The 16,983-nt window shown below is 52.0% G+C and carries 15 protein-coding genes; 9 read left to right on the top strand and 6 right to left on the bottom strand.

From position 1 onward, the window contains the following. Positions 1–76: 76 nt before the first annotated feature. Both HND56_09840 and carA read right to left on the bottom strand, forming a co-directional pair. Positions 77–2,299, bottom strand: coding sequence for a fused MFS/spermidine synthase (locus HND56_09840; protein ID QKK05971.1), 2,223 nt, complete (start codon positions 2,297–2,299; stop codon positions 77–79). Beyond that, the gene (carA, locus tag HND56_09835) at positions 2,269–3,471 is read right to left on the bottom strand and encodes a glutamine-hydrolyzing carbamoyl-phosphate synthase small subunit (GenBank protein ID QKK05970.1); all 1,203 of its coding nucleotides are present in this window, start codon (positions 3,469–3,471) and stop codon (positions 2,269–2,271) included. Before carA ends, HND56_09840 begins: the two co-directional genes overlap by 31 nt. A gap of 83 nt (positions 3,472–3,554) precedes the next feature. Here carA and HND56_09830 point away from each other — a divergent pair, with 83 nt between their 5' ends. From HND56_09830 to HND56_09815, 4 genes are all read left to right on the top strand, one after another. Next, a complete protein-coding gene (locus HND56_09830; protein ID QKK05969.1) occupies positions 3,555–4,022 on the top strand; it encodes a GatB/YqeY domain-containing protein in 468 nt (155 codons plus the stop codon). A gap of 71 nt (positions 4,023–4,093) precedes the next feature. Continuing rightward, on the top strand, positions 4,094–5,902 hold the full coding sequence (locus HND56_09825; GenBank protein ID QKK05968.1) for a DNA primase: 1,809 nt from the start codon (positions 4,094–4,096) through the stop codon (positions 5,900–5,902). A gap of 292 nt (positions 5,903–6,194) precedes the next feature. Beyond that, complete coding sequence (gene rpoD, locus HND56_09820; GenBank protein QKK06618.1) at positions 6,195–8,123, top strand: RNA polymerase sigma factor RpoD; 1,929 nt, start codon at positions 6,195–6,197, stop codon at positions 8,121–8,123. A 95-nt stretch (positions 8,124–8,218) separates the two neighbouring features. Further along, positions 8,219–8,602, top strand: a complete 384-nt coding sequence (locus HND56_09815) for a hypothetical protein (protein ID QKK05967.1) — start codon at positions 8,219–8,221, stop codon at positions 8,600–8,602. Positions 8,603–8,689: 87 nt separating this feature from the next. On the opposite strand, the gene HND56_09810 is transcribed toward HND56_09815, so the two are convergent. Continuing rightward, complete coding sequence (locus tag HND56_09810; GenBank protein ID QKK05966.1) at positions 8,690–10,426, bottom strand: hypothetical protein; 1,737 nt, start codon at positions 10,424–10,426, stop codon at positions 8,690–8,692. Between the two features lie 143 nt (positions 10,427–10,569). Between HND56_09810 and HND56_09805 the strand changes: the two genes are divergently transcribed. The 4 genes from HND56_09805 to HND56_09790 are packed head-to-tail and all read left to right on the top strand — an operon-like array spanning position 10,570 to position 13,501. Further along, entirely contained in the window at positions 10,570–12,057 is a 1,488-nt protein-coding gene (locus HND56_09805; protein QKK05965.1) for an NAD-dependent succinate-semialdehyde dehydrogenase, read from the top strand. A 16-nt stretch (positions 12,058–12,073) separates the two neighbouring features. Continuing rightward, positions 12,074–12,670 (top strand): DotI/IcmL/TraM family protein, encoded by a 597-nt coding sequence (locus HND56_09800; GenBank protein QKK05964.1) that lies wholly within the window; start codon positions 12,074–12,076, stop codon positions 12,668–12,670. A 26-nt stretch (positions 12,671–12,696) separates the two neighbouring features. Next, the gene (locus HND56_09795) at positions 12,697–13,269 is read left to right on the top strand and encodes a hypothetical protein (protein ID QKK05963.1); all 573 of its coding nucleotides are present in this window, start codon (positions 12,697–12,699) and stop codon (positions 13,267–13,269) included. Next, positions 13,256–13,501, top strand: coding sequence for a hypothetical protein (locus HND56_09790; protein QKK05962.1), 246 nt, complete (start codon positions 13,256–13,258; stop codon positions 13,499–13,501). The genes HND56_09795 and HND56_09790 overlap by 14 nt, the downstream gene beginning before the upstream one ends. Here HND56_09790 and HND56_09785 read toward each other — a convergent pair. After that, positions 13,498–14,586, bottom strand: a complete 1,089-nt coding sequence (locus HND56_09785; protein ID QKK05961.1) for an AI-2E family transporter — start codon at positions 14,584–14,586, stop codon at positions 13,498–13,500. The genes HND56_09790 and HND56_09785 overlap by 4 nt on opposite strands. Then, complete coding sequence (gene ubiG / locus HND56_09780; GenBank protein QKK05960.1) at positions 14,558–15,379, bottom strand: bifunctional 2-polyprenyl-6-hydroxyphenol methylase/3-demethylubiquinol 3-O-methyltransferase UbiG; 822 nt, start codon at positions 15,377–15,379, stop codon at positions 14,558–14,560. The genes HND56_09785 and ubiG overlap by 29 nt, the downstream gene beginning before the upstream one ends. 147 nt (positions 15,380–15,526) lie before the next feature. On the opposite strand from ubiG, the gene HND56_09775 reads away from it, so the two are divergent. Continuing rightward, positions 15,527–16,159, top strand: coding sequence for a hypothetical protein (locus HND56_09775; GenBank protein QKK05959.1), 633 nt, complete (start codon positions 15,527–15,529; stop codon positions 16,157–16,159). A 95-nt stretch (positions 16,160–16,254) separates the two neighbouring features. Here the strand turns inward: HND56_09775 and HND56_09770 are convergent, their stop codons facing one another. Next, complete coding sequence (locus HND56_09770; GenBank protein ID QKK05958.1) at positions 16,255–16,980, bottom strand: arylesterase; 726 nt, start codon at positions 16,978–16,980, stop codon at positions 16,255–16,257. Positions 16,981–16,983: the final 3 nt, after the last annotated feature.

Here is a 16,983-nt window from a genome sequence, read left to right as displayed (position 1 = left end):
CGTTATAGGCGAAATTTTTTACTGTCAAAACAGTATTTTGACATTCTAAACGCTCTGACCGTGAACACAAATGTTTTTACAGGAGGGAGAGAATATTCGAGTAATCATCCGTCCATGAGCGCGGGGCGTTTTCCTGCGGCGTCAGCAGTTTCCAGCCTTTTTGCAGCAGCGGCGCAGCATCTCCGTCCTGCGGTATCAGCACCACCCATTGGCTTGCGACCTGAAAATTTTCGCTGTCGGCGGGCTGAGAATAATACAGCGTTTTTAAACCTGTCCGGGCGGCGATAACCGGAATAAGCGGCTTAAAATCAAGATAGCGGTTAGAGATATGGACGGCGATGACACCGTTTTTTGTCAATCTTCTGCGGTAAAGTGCGAAGGCTTCTTCCGTGATCAGATGGACGGGAACATTATCGGAGGTGAAGGCATCCATGATAATCATGTCATAGCGGTCATCAACGCGCTTTTGCATTTCCAGACGACCGTCGCCGATAATAATCCTGTCTTTATCCGTGCTGCAGTCATTCAGGTAATCGAAATATTGGGCGGCAATCACAACGACATCCGGATCAATTTCATACATGGTGTAGTATCTGCCCGGGGCGTCATAACAGCGTATTGTGCCTGCACCCAGTCCCAGCAAGGCGACATGACGGGGATGAAACGCATCAATGGCGGTCGTCAGCGGCCCGTAATAGGAGATAGCCGGTGCGTTGCGCTGGTCGCTTATCTCCAGCCGTTGCAGCCCGTGCAGTGTGGTGCCGTGCATGAAATGACGCAGTATGACCGGTGCTTGTTCCGCACCGCGCGGGACGGGCTTATCATAGATGCGGGCAATGCCGAAAAAGTTGCGGAACTCTTGCAGTGTTTTAACGGGCATGGTCAGTTGCGTGATAAACATGATAGCCAGACAGCCAAGCATCGCGGTTTTCGGGTGATGGCCGATGATGAGTGCGAGAATAAAGATCAGCAGTAAATGCCGGAAATTACCGGTCAGATGCCCCGTGAAGTGCATCACGGCCCATGATCCCATTATGTGCAGCCCCAGCAGAACACATCCGGCAATAATCACTTTGCTGTTTTTCCGGCCGCTGTCGAAAAAGGGGTTCATCATACAGGACAATAGGGCGATCAGTGGAAATTCAAGGACGCTGTTAAAAATAAGCGGGGCGATAAAAGCGTTAAAACTGCCGCCCAGTGCGCCGCCGAGAGCAAGGAAGAAATAGAACTGCGTCAGATGTTTGCTGTGCGGGCGGCTTGCCGCCAGACGCGTGTGCAAAGCCAGTGCGATCAGAAAAAAAGCCCCCAGTACCAAAGCTGCTGTTGTCCAGCTGGGTGGAACAAGGCGCATTTTGGTGCTGAGCATGATAATCATGACAACGGCAACGGGATGCGCCATATGCAGGAAATTTTCCGGTATCAAGCGGCGTTTTGCAAAGGCCATAATATGGGTGATCAGATAAATGCCCAGCGGCAGCACCCATAGCAACGGGGCAGAGACCATATCGGTGGTGATATGCATGGTCGTGCCCATCAACAGGCTGGAGGGGAAAAAGGCCAGCATCAGCCATGTTGTGCGTTGATGCCATGTAACCTCTTCATCATCGGCTGTTTCTGCGGCTCTGTTTTTTTTCTCTACCACGGCTTCTTCTTTACTGTCGGCAAAATGCAGGCAGATCAGACACATGATGATCAATCCGCCATACAAAATCCGCCAATACGCGCTTTGATCATGCAAAGTAAACAGCGGTTCGATCAGGAGCGGATAGGAGAGCAGCCCGATCAGGCTGCCGGCATTGCTGGCGGCGTAAAGGAAATAAGGGTCTTGCGCATCTTTATGTGCGGTCGCGGTGAATAAGCGCTGCAGGGTTGAGGACACGGTGGATAGCGCCGTAAAGGGCAGACCGACGGCAAAGAGCAGTACGACAAAAACTGTGTTGGGGGCGATGCCGCCCTGCTCAAGAATGCCCGCATAATCGGCGATGCTGACGGGCAAGGAAATAAAAGCGAGTCCGAGCAACCCGACCAGCAGCAGCGTATGGGTGCGGATGTGAAAGCGCGACATCATCCATGCCAGCATATAGCCCATTAACAGAGCGATCTGGAAAAACGCCATGGCGACGATCCAGCTGGCGGGCGTACCGCCTGCCAACGGCAGCAGCATCTTGCCGACCATCGGCTGCACGGCGAACATCAGCGAGGCGGATAAAAACAGTGAAACCGCGAAAACAAGCAGTGTCAGGTGATGCGGCAGCGTGGTTTTGCTGCTCAGGCGGCCTGCGTCTGCTTGCGGCGGCATGCAATCTGCTCCAGAAAACGGTCAAATAAATAGCTGCTGTCCTGCGGGCCGGGAGAGGCCTCAGGGTGATATTGTACGGAGAAAACCCGGCCATCATCATGCGACAGCCCTTCATTCGTGCCATCGAACAGACTGATATGGCTTTCCGTTGTGCCTGCCGCCAGCGTTTCTGACAATACGCAAAAACCGTGATTCTGGCTGGTGATTTCGACTTGGCCGGTTTCAAGATTTTTGACCGGATGGTTGCCGCCGCGGTGACCGAAGGGCATTTTTGTTGTTGTCGCGCCCAGCGCAATCGCCAGAATCTGGTGCCCCAGACAGATACCGAAAACAGGCAGTCCGGTCTGCAGCAGTTTTTCGACCACTGGTGCGGCATATGTGCCGGTCGCGGCAGGGTCACCGGGGCCGTTTGACAGTAAAACACCGTCAGGGTTCAATCCGCTGATCTCGTCGAAAGAGGCATTGGCCGGAACGACGGTAATTTTTGCGCCGCGTGCGGCAATTTCACGCAGGATATTGCGTTTGACCCCGTAATCCACCACCACGATATGCGGCGCATCATCGGGGATTTCTGCCGTATCATAGGTGTCTGTTTCCGGGTTCCAGAAACCTTCCGTCCATTGATAGGCTTTGCCGCAGGTGACGGTTGCGGCTAAATCCTGCCCGGCCATTTGCGGCATGGTTTTGAAATGTTTTTGCAGTTCCGTCAAGGCGGGGCGTTCGGTCTTCGCATAGAAGATCAGCGCATTCTGTGCGCCGGCATCACGGATATGGCGGACAAGGGCGCGGGTGTCGATATGCGCAATCCCGCCGGCGCCTTGCGCGGCCAGCCATGTATCGAAATCCTCACTGCTGCGCCAGTTGGAGGGCGGGGTCGGCAGTTCCGCTGCAACCATGCCGGCGGCAAAAACTTTCGCTGATTCATAATCACAAAGATTGCTGCCGGTATTGCCGATATGCGGGAAGGTAAAGGTTACGAGCTGCCCCGTATAGGACGGGTCGGTCATAATTTCCTGATAACCGGTCATGGAAGTGTTGAAACAGATTTCTCCGCTGCTTAATCCTTCGCGTCCAAAGCCGCGGCCAAAAAAAATGCCGCCGTCTTCCAGCAGCAGCACGGCATTTGCGCTGTCGGGCCATTCGGTATTCTGCGGCTTTATGGTATCATTCATTGTTTCTGCTTGTCTTATCTGTATAATATCGCGTATAACGCACCCGCTGGCTGTTTAAAAATTCATAAAGGAAATCAGGGGCAATGTTAAGGGAAAAATTACGAGAACGCTTGAAGGAGTCCATGCTGGCGAAGGAAGAAATTTCCGTCGCGACGATCCGCCTGATTATGGCATCGCTGAAAGACCGCGATATTGCGGCGCGCAGCAAAGGCAATGCCGACGGCATCTCCGATGATGAAATTTTGTCGATGATGCAAAGCATGATCAAACAGCGCAGGGAATCCGCCTCCATGTATGAACGCGGCGGCCGCGAAGAGCTGGCGGCACGGGAATTGGCGGAAATCACGGTCATCGAATCATTTATGCCGCGCCAGATGAGCGAAGCGGAAACCGCTGATGCCATTCAGGCAACGATCAAAGAACTGGATGCGGCCAGCCTGAAAGATATGGGACGTGTGATGGCGCGCATGAAGGAATTATATGCCGGACAAATGGATTTCGGCCATGCCAGCGCCGTTGTCAAAGACAAGCTGATGGGCAGCCAGGGCTAAGCGTTTGAAAGCGCTGGCGGATGCGAACTCTGCTTGCTTTTTTTGCAAAATGGAAGTACAGTTTTTGCACTATGTCATACCCGAAACCGTTCCTTGATGAGATTCGCGCACGAGTCCCCCTTTCCGACGTTGTCGGGAAACGCGTGCGCCTGCAGCGTGCCGGTCACGAATTCAAGGGATGCTGCCCGTTTCACAAGGAAAAAACCCCGTCTTTTACCCTGAATGACCAAAAAGGCTTTTATCACTGCTTTGGCTGCGGTGCGCATGGCGATGTCATCAATTTCCTGATGGAAAATGACCGCCAATCCTTTCCCGAAGCGGTCGAAACGCTGGCGGGGCTGGCAGGGCTGGAAGTGCCGAAACCGACACCCGAACAGCAGCAGCGCTACGAAAAACAGGATCAGTCACTGGTTATTCTGGATGCGGCGGCAAAATACTTTACCGAACAGCTTTACCGCGCTGAAAACCATCTGGCGCTCTCCTATATGCAGAACCGCGGTCTGTCCTCTGCCGTGTTGAAAAGATTCCGCGTCGGCTATGCGCCGGCGGAGGGGGATAAATTCATCACGGCGATGACGGCGCAGGGCTATAAGCTTCCCGAAATGGAAAAGCTTGGGCTGGTGCGTAAAAGCCGTAAAAATGACGGCAGCTATTACCCGTTTTTCCGTGAGCGCATTATCTTTCCCGTTGCGGATGCACGCGGCCGTGTTGTGGCCTTTGGCGGGCGTGTTTTGCCGGAACATTACGGCGGTCCTTCCGCTGCGGGCGGAAAAACGCCGCCGAAATACCTGAATTCTCCCGACCATGATTTATTTCACAAGGGGCGGATGCTCTACGGTCTGATCGGTGATGTACGCAAAGCGGCCGCCTCAGGGCAGCCGCTGGCCATTGTCGAAGGTTATATGGATGTGATTTCGCTGGCGCAATACGGCTATCAGGCCGCCGTTGCGCCGCTGGGAACGGCACTGACGGAAACGCAGGTCGAGGAAGCGTGGAAAATGATCCATGTCGACGGTATGAAAGCGCCTGTTCTGTGTTTTGACGGTGACGAAGCCGGACGCCGCGCCGCCAGCCGCTCTTTGGAGCGCGTCTTGCCGATTTTAAAACCCGATCACTCGGTGCGTTTCGTCTTTCTGCCGGAAGGGCATGATCCCGATACGCTGGTGCAGGAAAAAGGCCGCGCGGGTTTCGAAGCCTTTCTGAACAATCCCGTCAATCTGTTCGATATGATGTGGGAAGAGGAAACGCAGCGCCGCAACCTGACAACGCCGGAGGCGGCGGCAGGGTTTAAAAATGCGCTGCTGACCCGTGCCAAACAGATTGCCGACCGTGATATTCAATCGCTGTTTGTGCGGCAGGTGGAAAAAAATTTCCGCGATCTGTTTTATCAGAATACGCAAAACGGGCGGAATTTCGGCAAACAAGGCAAGACATGGAACGGTAAAAACGGCCAATTCTCCCATCAGGGCGGAAAAAAGAACCGCTTTGCGAAGAATGACGGCAGCATACGCCCGCTTTATATGCCGGTGCGCCGTGCGCCCGAGGCCGCACGTGTCCGCGAACAAATTCTGGTCGTCACCTTGCTGAATTATCCGGAGCTGTTTGAGGAATTCGGCGAGATTTTCGGCATGTTGCCTGCCAAAACGCAGGAATTCGAGGCATTGCGCCATGATATTGTTGATCTGCTCTCCGGCGATCCTGAAATGGACGGTACGGCTTTGCAGCAGGCGCTGGCGGCGCGCGGTCACAGCGCTTTGCTGCGCAAGGTTCTGGATGACAGCATCTATCTGCATGCGGGTTTTGCCCGCCCCGGTCAGGATCTGAATGCGGTGCGCGAGGGCTGGCAGGATACGCTCAGTTTCATGCAGCAGCAGGGGTAATTTTTCTCGCCGGAGCGCGTTCCCGGTGTTTTTGTTCTACCTCATTAAAAACATTGCCAAAACATATGATCGTTGCTAAATTGCTACATTAGCGGAATGTTTAAGTGTGGCTTTGCGAAATCATATGAAATATCAGGCAGTTGATATCAGAGAAGAAAAGCCCAAACACCGGGACAGGACAGATACAAGATAGGATTTTTAGAATTTGCGGTTTTGGACTTTCCGAAAACCGCATCTTTTACTATTGTGACCGAACAACAAAGATTAGATTGCGCACGGGGATGGCTTGATGATGGCGAGTAAAAAAGAAAATCAGGAAGTAGATAACGAACAGGATAAAGACGACGAGATCGGCAGCGGTGCGCTGGCGAAAGTCGTCAAGGCGATGGTGAAACGCGGGAAAGAACGCGGTTATATTACCTATGACGAGCTGAACAAGGCGCTGCCCTCGGGCAATTACGCGTCCGAGCAGATTGATGAAACCATGGCGCTTTTGACCGATATGGGGATCAATCTGGTCGAAGATGAATCCGATCTGGAAGAAGAAGATTCCAGCACCAATGTCTCGGACAGCGATATCGGTCGTACCGATGATCCGGTTAGAATTTACCTGCGCGAAATGGGCAGCGTCGGATTGCTGTCGCGCGAAGGCGAGATCGCCATTGCCAAACGGATCGAAGCCGGACGCGATATGATGATCGGCGGTATCTGTGAAAGCCCGATGACTATTCAGGCCATTCTGGAATGGCACCGTGCCTTGGAAAAAGAGGAAATTCTGCTGCGCGAGATTATTGATCTTGAAGCAACCTATGGCGCGGAAAATGCCGTTGATGACGATGAGTCCGATAAAGATAAAAAAGACCGTGACGATAAAAGCAAAGCCAAAGGCAAGGGTAAAGAGGAAGAGAAATCCGACGACGGGGATGAGGACGAAGAAGACGGCGATGAAAGCAATATGTCGCTCAGCGCAATGGAAGAGGAGCTTCGGCCGCAGGTCATTGTTAATTTTAAAAAGATTAACCGCATCTATAAAAAACTGAGCAAAATTCAGGAAGACCGGATGGGGCTGTCGCAAAAAGGCAGCAAAATTCCGGAAAAACTGGATAATGAATACAAAAAATACCGCAAACAGATTATCGAGGCGCTGGATTCCGTCCAGTTGAACCCTGCACGTTCGGAACAGCTGATTAACCAGCTTTACGGCGTCAATAAACGCCTGATGCGTCTGGAAGGCCAGCTTCTGCGCTGGGCCGTTGCCTGCGGTATTCAACGCGAGGACTTTCTTGAGCGTTATTACGGGCAGGAACTGAACCCGCGCTGGCAGAGCAATCTCGGCAAGCTCGAAGATAAGAAATGGGATAAATTTCTTGAACGTCATAAAGACGATATCAAACGCGCCCGCAGCGAGATTCAAACAATTTCCGATCAGGTCGGTCTGCCGATCAAGGAATACCGCCGCATTGTCCAGATGGTGCAAAAAGGCGAGCGCGAGGCCAACCGCGCGAAGAAGGAAATGGTCGAGGCCAACCTGCGTCTTGTGATTTCCATTGCCAAAAAATACACCAATCGCGGCCTGCAATTCCTGGATTTGATTCAGGAGGGGAATATCGGCCTGATGAAAGCGGTGGATAAATTCGAATACCGCCGCGGTTATAAATTTTCGACCTATGCGACATGGTGGATCAGGCAGGCGATTACCCGCTCAATCGCCGATCAGGCGCGGACAATCCGTATCCCCGTGCATATGATTGAAACCATCAATAAAATCGCGCGGACATCGCGCCAGATGATGCATGAAATCGGGCGCGAGCCGACGCCGGAGGAACTTTCCGAACGTCTCGGCATGCCGCTGGAAAAAGTGCGCAAGGTCATGAAAATCTCGAAAGAGCCTGTCTCGCTGGAAACCCCCGTCGGTGACGAGGAAGACAGCCAATTGGGTGATTTTATCGAGGATAAAAACGTCATCCTGCCCGTTGATGCGGCGATCCAGTCGAATTTGCGTGAAACCACAACGCGCGTGCTGGCAACGCTGACACCGCGTGAAGAACGCGTGCTGCGTATGCGTTTCGGTATCGGTATGAATACCGATCACACGCTGGAGGAAGTCGGACAGCAATTCTCGGTCACGCGTGAGCGTATTCGCCAGATTGAGGCGAAAGCCCTGCGCAAACTAAAACACCCCAGCCGCTCACGCCAGCTGCGCAGCTTCCTCGATACCTGATCTTTCAGGAAAAGAGCGTTATGATTTTTTCGGGGCGGCTCAAAAGGCTGCCCCGTTCTTTGTGCGGATTTGACGTATTGTATGGAGAGTTAACAATGAAACGATTGGCATGCTTCATAACTTGCGTGATAGCTGTGATGGTGATTTATTTTTTTGCCACAGGCCAAGCTCAGTCTTCGACCATGACCACGATATACACCTATGAAGGTCGCTGGCGTATTACTGCTTCTCTGCTTACATGGTTTATTGCTTTTTTATCCCCGAGTTATTTCATTTACAGAGTTTGGAAAAAAAGGAAAAGTGTCTATATAGCCATGCTCCAGAGCGCCGCATTGCTGGTTTTTATCCCCCCCGCATTGGGGATTTTTGTGCATGCTACTGTTATTAATCCGATATATGAGTCTTTGCAAGAGCGGTACGTGCAATCCTGTGAAAAGAATAATAAAGGATGTAATGTTCGCTATTATCTTGAGAGATGATTACCGCTGATGGTAGCAGGACGAAGAGCTCAACAGGGAAAAAGAGGAAAAGTGTAAATTAAAAACGTGCTATTCGGCCTCGTTATTCTACGCAGGCTTCGAGCGCGGCGCGGCTTTTTTCGGTTTCGGTGCGGCGGCTTTGGTTTTGGCCTGCGCGGCGGCATCGCTGAAATGTTCGGTCAGGCTTTTTGCCAGTTTTTCGCGCTTATCGGCGCTTTCATGGGCGAAAACGTCTTTTAGGCGGTTTTTCAATTCCGACAGCTTCACGGAGCGGGCTTGTAGCGGCGTTTTGCGGTCATAGCTGATTTCGCAGATATTGCCGTCGGAGAGCAGGCGGCGCAGACCGTTTTGCAGCGGTGCGGATTTTGAAACCGCCAATTCGGGATTATAAGCGACAAAGCTGGTGCTTTTCTTGGTGTCAAAATCAACATGGGTCAGTGACAAAATGCCGTTCGGATAATGGGTGACGGCGGTATTGTCATCCAGCGGTACGGTGATATTGGCAAAAACGCGGTGCGGCATCGTCATCAGTACCTGTGCTTCCCAATCCTGACGGTTCGGGGAGACAGTACCGCCATTATCGTAATTGATGTGGGAGTCCTGATAGCTGAGCAAGCGCAAGCGCGGCAAAGCCTCCTGTTTTAGTTTTTTGCACAGGCGTTTGTCATTTTCCGGCGACGGGTCGGTGTAATCCGCCGACAAATCGCGTTCGCTGACAGGTTTTTTGCCGTTGGTCTGCTTCATGTCATGTTTCTTGCGCAGATCATTGACCCAATCCGTCCAGTAATCCTCCATGGCTTTCACAGCCAGCGCACCGGCGATTAAACCGCCGACCCCGATCAACCCGACGGCGCCGCCGAAAATCGCCCCGGCTGAAGTCACCAGCGTTGCCAGAATCGTAATCCCGAAAGCGCGGTGCTTTTTCTGGTCAAGAAAGGACAAAACCTGTTTTTCGGCAAAATTGCGGGCGCCGCGGACGGAAAATTTCGGCGGCTCCAATTCAGAGAGCATCGGGCGGCCTTTCCACATACGCATGGCGCTTAAATGCCAATAGCGTTTGGCGGCATCCAATGCCTCGCCGAAATCATCGAATTCCTTTTTATAATCCTGCCCGGTGGTAAAGACGCGGTTGCCGATAAAACCGTCGGGGATGCTTTCCTCAATCTCGACAAAGCTGCCGGTTTCATCCCAATCGCCGCGCATATTGGAATAAAGCCGCATGCGCCATTTTTTCTCCGGCGTTTCAAACAGCCCCAGCGCGACTTTGCTGTTGGTCATTTTATAAACGCGCAAAGGCGTGTCGGGCGTGCTGCCGTCCTCTTTCTCTGTCGGCGCGGGGGTCATATCCTCCATCGCCAGATTTAAATCAAACAGCGTATTGCGTTTGAAATTCTGCTCGAACTCCGTCATATCCTGACGGAAACGTGCGCCGTCCACCTGCGCTTCACGCGCGGAAACAACATAGACATCATCGGTGATTTTTCCGGTGGCAGGGTTTTCCGGCAGATGCAATCTGCCGTCCTCACCCCATGCGCCGCGCAGATTTTCGGGATCGGTGGAAAACAGCAGAATGCGGGTCTTGTTTTCCTCATCCGCGGCAAGACGGAAATAACCGATGGCGGTACGGATGACGCCGTCCATAGCCTTTTTGCGCGGGTCTGTTTCGGAAGGGAGTGCGGCGATATATTCCGGCGCGAAATCCAGATCGGCATTGCGCACGATATTGATGAGACGGTCACGCAATGCGGAGGAGCTCTTATCCTTGGGTTCCGCTTCTTTCAGCTCCTGCTGTGTGTCTTTGTTTTCCAGCAGTTTATCGACCATGTTTTTCACTCATTTTATTTGCCCTTAAGTTAACATATTGCTGCTGTTTTGTCAATATTCCGCCGCTCTTTGCAGTGGCGCGATTGTTTGCTAGAGTTGTGCGTGAATTTTCACTATATACCGCTTTTCAAAGGAGAAACGCCATGCAAGCCGCCGAAACACGCAAGGACGAGGTCACTGAAAAACTGCATAATCTGCGCCTGTTCCGGCAGCAATGTTATGTGGGCGGTGCGTGGAAGGATGCGGCGGATGGCAAAACCATCGCGGTTGAAAACCCCGCGACAGGTGAGGTGATCGGGCATGTCCCGTCAATGAGCCGCGTAGAAACCGCAGACTGTATCGCCAAAGCGGCGGTGGCATGGACAGGCTGGCGCGATATGACGAGCCGCGCCCGCGGCGGTATTTTGAAAAAATGGTATCAGCTGATCCTCGATAACGCCGATGATCTGGCTTATATCCTGACGGTCGAACAAGGCAAACCGCTGGCACAGGCGAAAGGCGAGGTGATTAACGGCGCGGGTTTTGTCGAATGGTTTGCCGAGGAAGGCCGCCGCACATATGGTGACGTTATCCCGACCCATGAGGCGAAAACGCGGATTTTGACCTTGAAACAGCCGATCGGCGTCTCGGCAGCGATTACGCCGTGGAATTTCCCGTCTTCGATGATTACGCGCAAGGCCAGTGCGGCGCTGGCGGCAGGCTGTCCCGTCATTGTCAAACCTGCAGAGCTGACACCGTTTTCGGCGCTGGCGCTGGCAGTATTGGCAGAGGAAGCAGGCATTCCGCCCGGCGTGTTCAGCATTATCACAGGCGACCCGCGCGAGATCGGGGCGGAGCTGTGCGAAAACCCGACTGTACGCAAGCTCAGCTTTACAGGCTCGACAGCGGTCGGAAAAATTCTGATGCGCCAATGTGCCGATACGGTGAAAAAACTGTCACTGGAACTTGGCGGCAATGCGCCCTTCATCGTCTTTAATGATGCTGATCTGGATGTGGCTGTCGCAGGGGCGGTTGTGTCGAAATACCGTAACAGCGGTCAGACCTGCATTTGCGCAAACCGTATTTTTGTCGAAGACGGCATCTATGATGCGTTTATGGAGAAATTCCGCGCGGCGGTGGAAAAGATACCAGTCGGCTCCGGTCTGACGGAAGGCAGTGAGCTTGGCCCGATGATTAATGCAGGCGGGCTTGAAAAAACCAAAGAACATATCGCCGATGCGCTGGAAAAAGGCGCGAAGCTGGTCACGGGCGGCAAGCCCCATGATTTGGGCGGGTTGTTTATGCAGCCGACCATTCTGGCGGATGCGACGGATGATATGGCTTGTTTCCGCGAGGAAACTTTCGGCCCGATGGCGCCGGTCTTCCGCTTTAAGGAGGAGGCAGATGTCATTCGCCGCGCCAATGATACCGAATACGGCCTTGCCGCCTATATCTATACGCGTGATCTGGGGCGTTTCTGGCGCGTCTCCGAACAACTGGAATACGGGATGGTCGGTATCAATAGCGGCTTACTTTCGACCGAGCAGGCACCGTTCGGCGGTATCAAGCAATCCGGCATCGGCCGCGAAGGTTCGAAATACGGTATCGAAGATTATCTCGAAATCAAATATCTCTGCGTCGGTGGCTTGTAATTTTTAGGAGACGGTCATGAAGGGTTTTGCTTTTGGCATGGTGTTTGGCGCAGTTCTGGGGGCTGTGCTGACGCTTGTATTGCTACAAAATTTCAGTGCCCCTGTCCCGCAGTCGCAAGACCGTTATTTCGCCACGGCGCCTGACGGGCGCATCATGCAACTTAATCCAAAAGACCAGAATGTGACGGATCCGCAACTTCTGTCATTTTTGTCGGCAGCACTTAGCGAGACTTATACCTTCGGTTTTAATGACTACGCGCAGCGTTTTGAAAAATCTTCTCTCCATTTCACCAAAGAGGGCTGGGAAAGTTTTCAGGCGTTTCTGGCGGAAAGCGGTGTGATGGCACAAGTGGAACAGGCGCGGGAAATTGTTACGACCATCCCTGCCACGTCGCCTGTCATTGTCCAGCGTGGTAGGATGGATGACGGTTATCACTGGGTCGTGGATCAGGAGATGCTGACGACTTTTCAAAGCGGCACGGATAAGCGCGTGGAAACGCACCGCTTTCGTGCGCATCTTGGCTGGATGCCTGACCAGTCTGAAACAGGATATGGTCTGCAGATCAAAAAACTGGAAATTGATCCCCGAAAAAAAACACGCCAGCCGCGCTAACGGATGCTGATACGGGAGAGGTTCGTATGAAATATTTTCTATCAGGTGTATCGCAGGGTATGTTGGCGGGGGCAGTGATCACGGGAATGGTGTTTTTCAGTATTATACGGGCAACATCCCCTACGCCGAAAAGCGTGATTTTTGATGCTGTCATGTTTGAGCCTCACCCTTCTGTTGCTGCCAGTTTTAGCAATGACAATTATACTCAAGAGGAATTGCAGCAATTATGGGGATTGTTTCGGCTGGTCATGAAAGAAATTTCCGGTTGTTCGGACTGTGATGATAAAAAACTGCAGGAAATATCATCATATTTCTCCAAACAAGGCTGGGAGCGTTTTCTGACAAGAAGAGAGGCAGAGCCGCTGCTTATTATGCCTTCTTCATCATGGCCGCAAGTTATATTGTCCCCTGAAGAGGTGGATGGTGTGAAATGCCATGTGTTTATGCTGGATTACAATTCACCGCAACAGAGTAAGGATGAGGCAAAAAATACGCCTAGCTACCGCATTAAACTTTTTTTGCGCTTTGATGCAGCATACGGTAGCTTGCCGCTTATTGAGGATATCCTCTGGGAAAAGGTGCATTATGGACGAAAATAATGCCGTCATGGAGCAGATTACGAAGATGGAAGGGATTCGCCGCAACTTTCGTTTTGCCTTGGGTTTCATACTGGGGATGGTATTGCTGGGGGGCGGTGTTATTTTCGCCAAGCCGCAGATACAGGAAGTCCTAAATATTCAGCAGCCATCAGCGGCTTCCATCAAATATTTTGTGATGGACGATTTGATCTCAAAGGAAATAATACCTGTGAAAGAAACTGGCGGGCTTTAGGCAGGATCGGCATCCAGCTTGCTCAGCTGGCCTTTTTCCGAGAGCAGGATGGCAATCGGACGCGTGGCACGGAATTGCGACAATGTGATGGTAACAATCACCATGATCGGGATGGACAGAAACATGCCCGGAATGCCCCAGATCGTGCCCCATGTCGCCAGCGATGTCAGGATGACAATCGGGCTTAAGTTCAGCGACTGCCCCATCATACGCGGATCAAGAAAGTTGCCGATGGCGATCTGCGTTCCCGTCAAGCCGATGGCAATCACCAGAAACGGCCCGATCGTATCAAACTGCACCAGCGTCAGCAGGGCAGGGAAAATAACGGCAACGATGGATCCCAGCATCGGGATGAAATTCAGGAAAAAGATAATCAATCCCCAGAAATCGGCAAAATCGACTCCGACCCATTTCATGATTCCAAAACTGATCAACCCTGTCAGGGCGCTGACAAAGGTTTTGACGCCCAGATAGGTACGGATTTTGGTGTCGATACTGCGCAGAATGGAACGGATGCGCTTTTCCTGCGCACGGGATGAGGAGATTCCCGCTATTTTCCGGTCAAAGGTACGCTGTTCGTATAATAGAAAAGCGACATAAACAAAAACGACAAAGGCCGTTCCCGCAAGGCCGGTAAAAGTTCCGGCGAGATCACGCAGAATACGTCCGATATCGAAATACCCCGCCATATCCTTGATGCTGAGCGGATTTTCAAGATGCAGCTTCTCAACGGTTTTGGTAAACATCATTTCAAGATTCTGCTGATAATGCGGCGCGCGTTTGACAACATTGTCAATATTGCGGCTGACAAGGCCGGTAATCATGTAAATGGCGAAAATCAGCAGCGCGATGGAGGCGGCATAGCAGATAAAACCGGGCAGTTTCCTGCCGCCGATACGGAAATTCATAATCGGTTTGGCAATCGCATTGATCAGATACCAGATACCGACCGCCATAAACAGCGGCAGAATAATGGTTTTCGCCTTTACCAGCAGATAGACAAACAGCCCCAGCGCTAGAAAGCCGAGCGGAAGCTGGAGCGCTCTTACCGAGACGTTATACTGTTTTTTTGCGCTTGGCGGCACGTTTTGTGTCCTTGCTGTTCTTGTTGTTTTGCGGGGCGGCGGCCGTCAGGAAATAATTGACGGCAATGTCGCGCGGATTTAAGGCAAAGCGGTCTTCCAGCGGATTATAGCTCATGCCCGTGATATCTGTCGCGGAAAAACCGGCTGCGCGCAGATGTCCCGCCAGCTCGGACGGGCGTACGAATTTTTTCCATTGATGCGTGCCGCGCGGAACCCAGCGCAGCAGATATTCGGCGGCAACAATGCCAAGAGCAAAGCTGCGCGGCGTGCGGTTCAGGGTCGAAAAAACAATGATGCCGCCCGGTTTGACCAGTTTTGCCGCTGTTTCAACAAAAAACGGCAGATCCGCGACATGTTCCACAATTTCCAAAGCCAGCACAACATCATAGCGTTTTTTGCCCGTTTTCAGCAGCGCTTCCGCTGTGACGGCTTGATAGGAAAGCTGTTTGGGTGAAAATCCGGTTTCCGCGGCATGTTCCCTGGCGATTGCGATATTTTCCTCCGCAGCGTCAATGCCTGTGACAATCGCGCCCGCGCGTGCCAGCGGCTCACTGACCAGACCGCCGCCGCAGCCGATATCCAGAATATCCAGAGCTTTCAGGGCATCCAGTGATGCGGGGTCGCGGGTAAAATGCGCGCAGATTTGCGTGCGGATATATTGTAGCCGTAGCGGAGAGAGTTTATGCAGCGGCTTGAACGGTCCGTTTTCATCCCACCAGCTATGCGCCTGCGCACCGAAAGAGGCAACTTCTTCGGGATCAACACTTGTTCTTTGTCCGGCGTGATTCGTCATAATTTTTAGGCCGATAAAAATTTCTTCATATCAAAAAACTATAGGATTCAAGGGTTTTTGGCAAAAGTTTTTTGCGATTAATTATTTTTTCATATTCCCGATATAACATAAAACGCAAGACATAAGAACAGGGAATAAAACAGTCACATGATTACGCTTTTCAAACAACACAGCACCAAGCAGCGCAAAACGGAAGATTTATCCGATATGCCGATCCGCAAATTGCAGGACTACGTCAAACGTGAAATCGTTGTTTTGCAAAAGCAATTGCGCAGCGCGCAACAACCGCAAGACAGCAAGGCACAACAGCCTGCAAATGACGGTGATCTGGAAATTTTCGGTTTGATGGCGCTGGAACAGATGTTTTTCGGTTTTCTGCTGGATACGTGTTTCCCGTCTGATACGCTGTCGTCAATGGGCGGGCTTTTGTCGGGCGATACACTGTCATCCATGTTCAGCGGACTTCTGATGATGGGAGAGATGAGTGCAGAGGGGCAGCGGAATTTGCGGACCCCTTTTATTTTGAGCATGTATCCGCAGGGGCGCAAAAATGTGCAGGTGATTGTCGATACGATGAAAGCGGGACCGATGCGCCGTGCCGCACAGCACAGCTTTATGACCGAGCGGGAAGCGCGCCATCAGCTGAGCATTCTGGCGGAAACGCAAAAGACGCTGGACAAGTTGAGCCGCAACAATGTGTCAGGATTGGGTTTTGGTGAAGGGCAGACAATGCATCAAGCCATTCAGCAGGCAGGGCAGATGGTTGCCTATAAGCGTTAATGCCTGCTGCATAAAATAAAAGCGAAAAAACGGGACGATAAAGAAACCCCCGCTTTCCGGTAAGGGAAGCGGGGGTTAAAAATTGCTGTGTTCCCTTATTCGGACACTGTTTTTTCTTTCATGTCTTCCGGCTGAGCTTGCTGTTGCTGTTGTGGCGCATACATGCTCATCAGCATCTGATACACGATATTCATCAGGAAAGGCGAGGTGTTCTGGACAAGAACGCGCACGCCGTCCGGATTGGGGTGCACGCGGTCACTCAGATTATATTCCGGCTTTAAGGCGATGCCGTCGAGAAAGAACGGGTAAAACGGCACATTATAACGCTGTGCCAGAATGGGGTAGATACTGTCGAATTTCTTCGCATAAGCGTCACCAAGATTGCGCGGCGATTTGATCCCCATCAAGACGGGTTGTATGCGCTGGGATTGTAAAAGTTTGATGACTTTCTCGATGGCGGCATAGGCACCGCCGGGCTCAAGCCCTTTTAAGGCGTCATTGGCGCCGAGGACGATGACGACAAGGTCCGGATTTTGCTTTAAATGAAAGGGCAGGCGGTTAAAGCCGGCAAGGGCGGTATCGCCTGATTTCCCGCCATTGATGACCTTGACAGGATAACCGTTCTGGCGAAATTTTGCTTCCAATACGGCGGGATAGGCTTCCTCTTTGGAAATGCCGTATCCCGATACAAGGCTGTCGCCCAGAACCAGAATACGAAAAACCGTTTCCTTTTTTGCCCCTTCCGCATGGGCTTGGTTGCCAAAAGGTGCGGAAACAAGGTACAAAGTTATAAGGGCGGTCATCAAAAAACGGGTTGTCATAAA

It is taken from the genome of Pseudomonadota bacterium (assembly GCA_013285465.1).
Classification (GTDB): Bacteria; Pseudomonadota; Alphaproteobacteria; order Micavibrionales; family CSBR16-224; genus CSBR16-224.
Note: the sequence above shows the minus strand (reverse complement) of the source record. Positions and strands in the feature narration are given on the sequence as shown.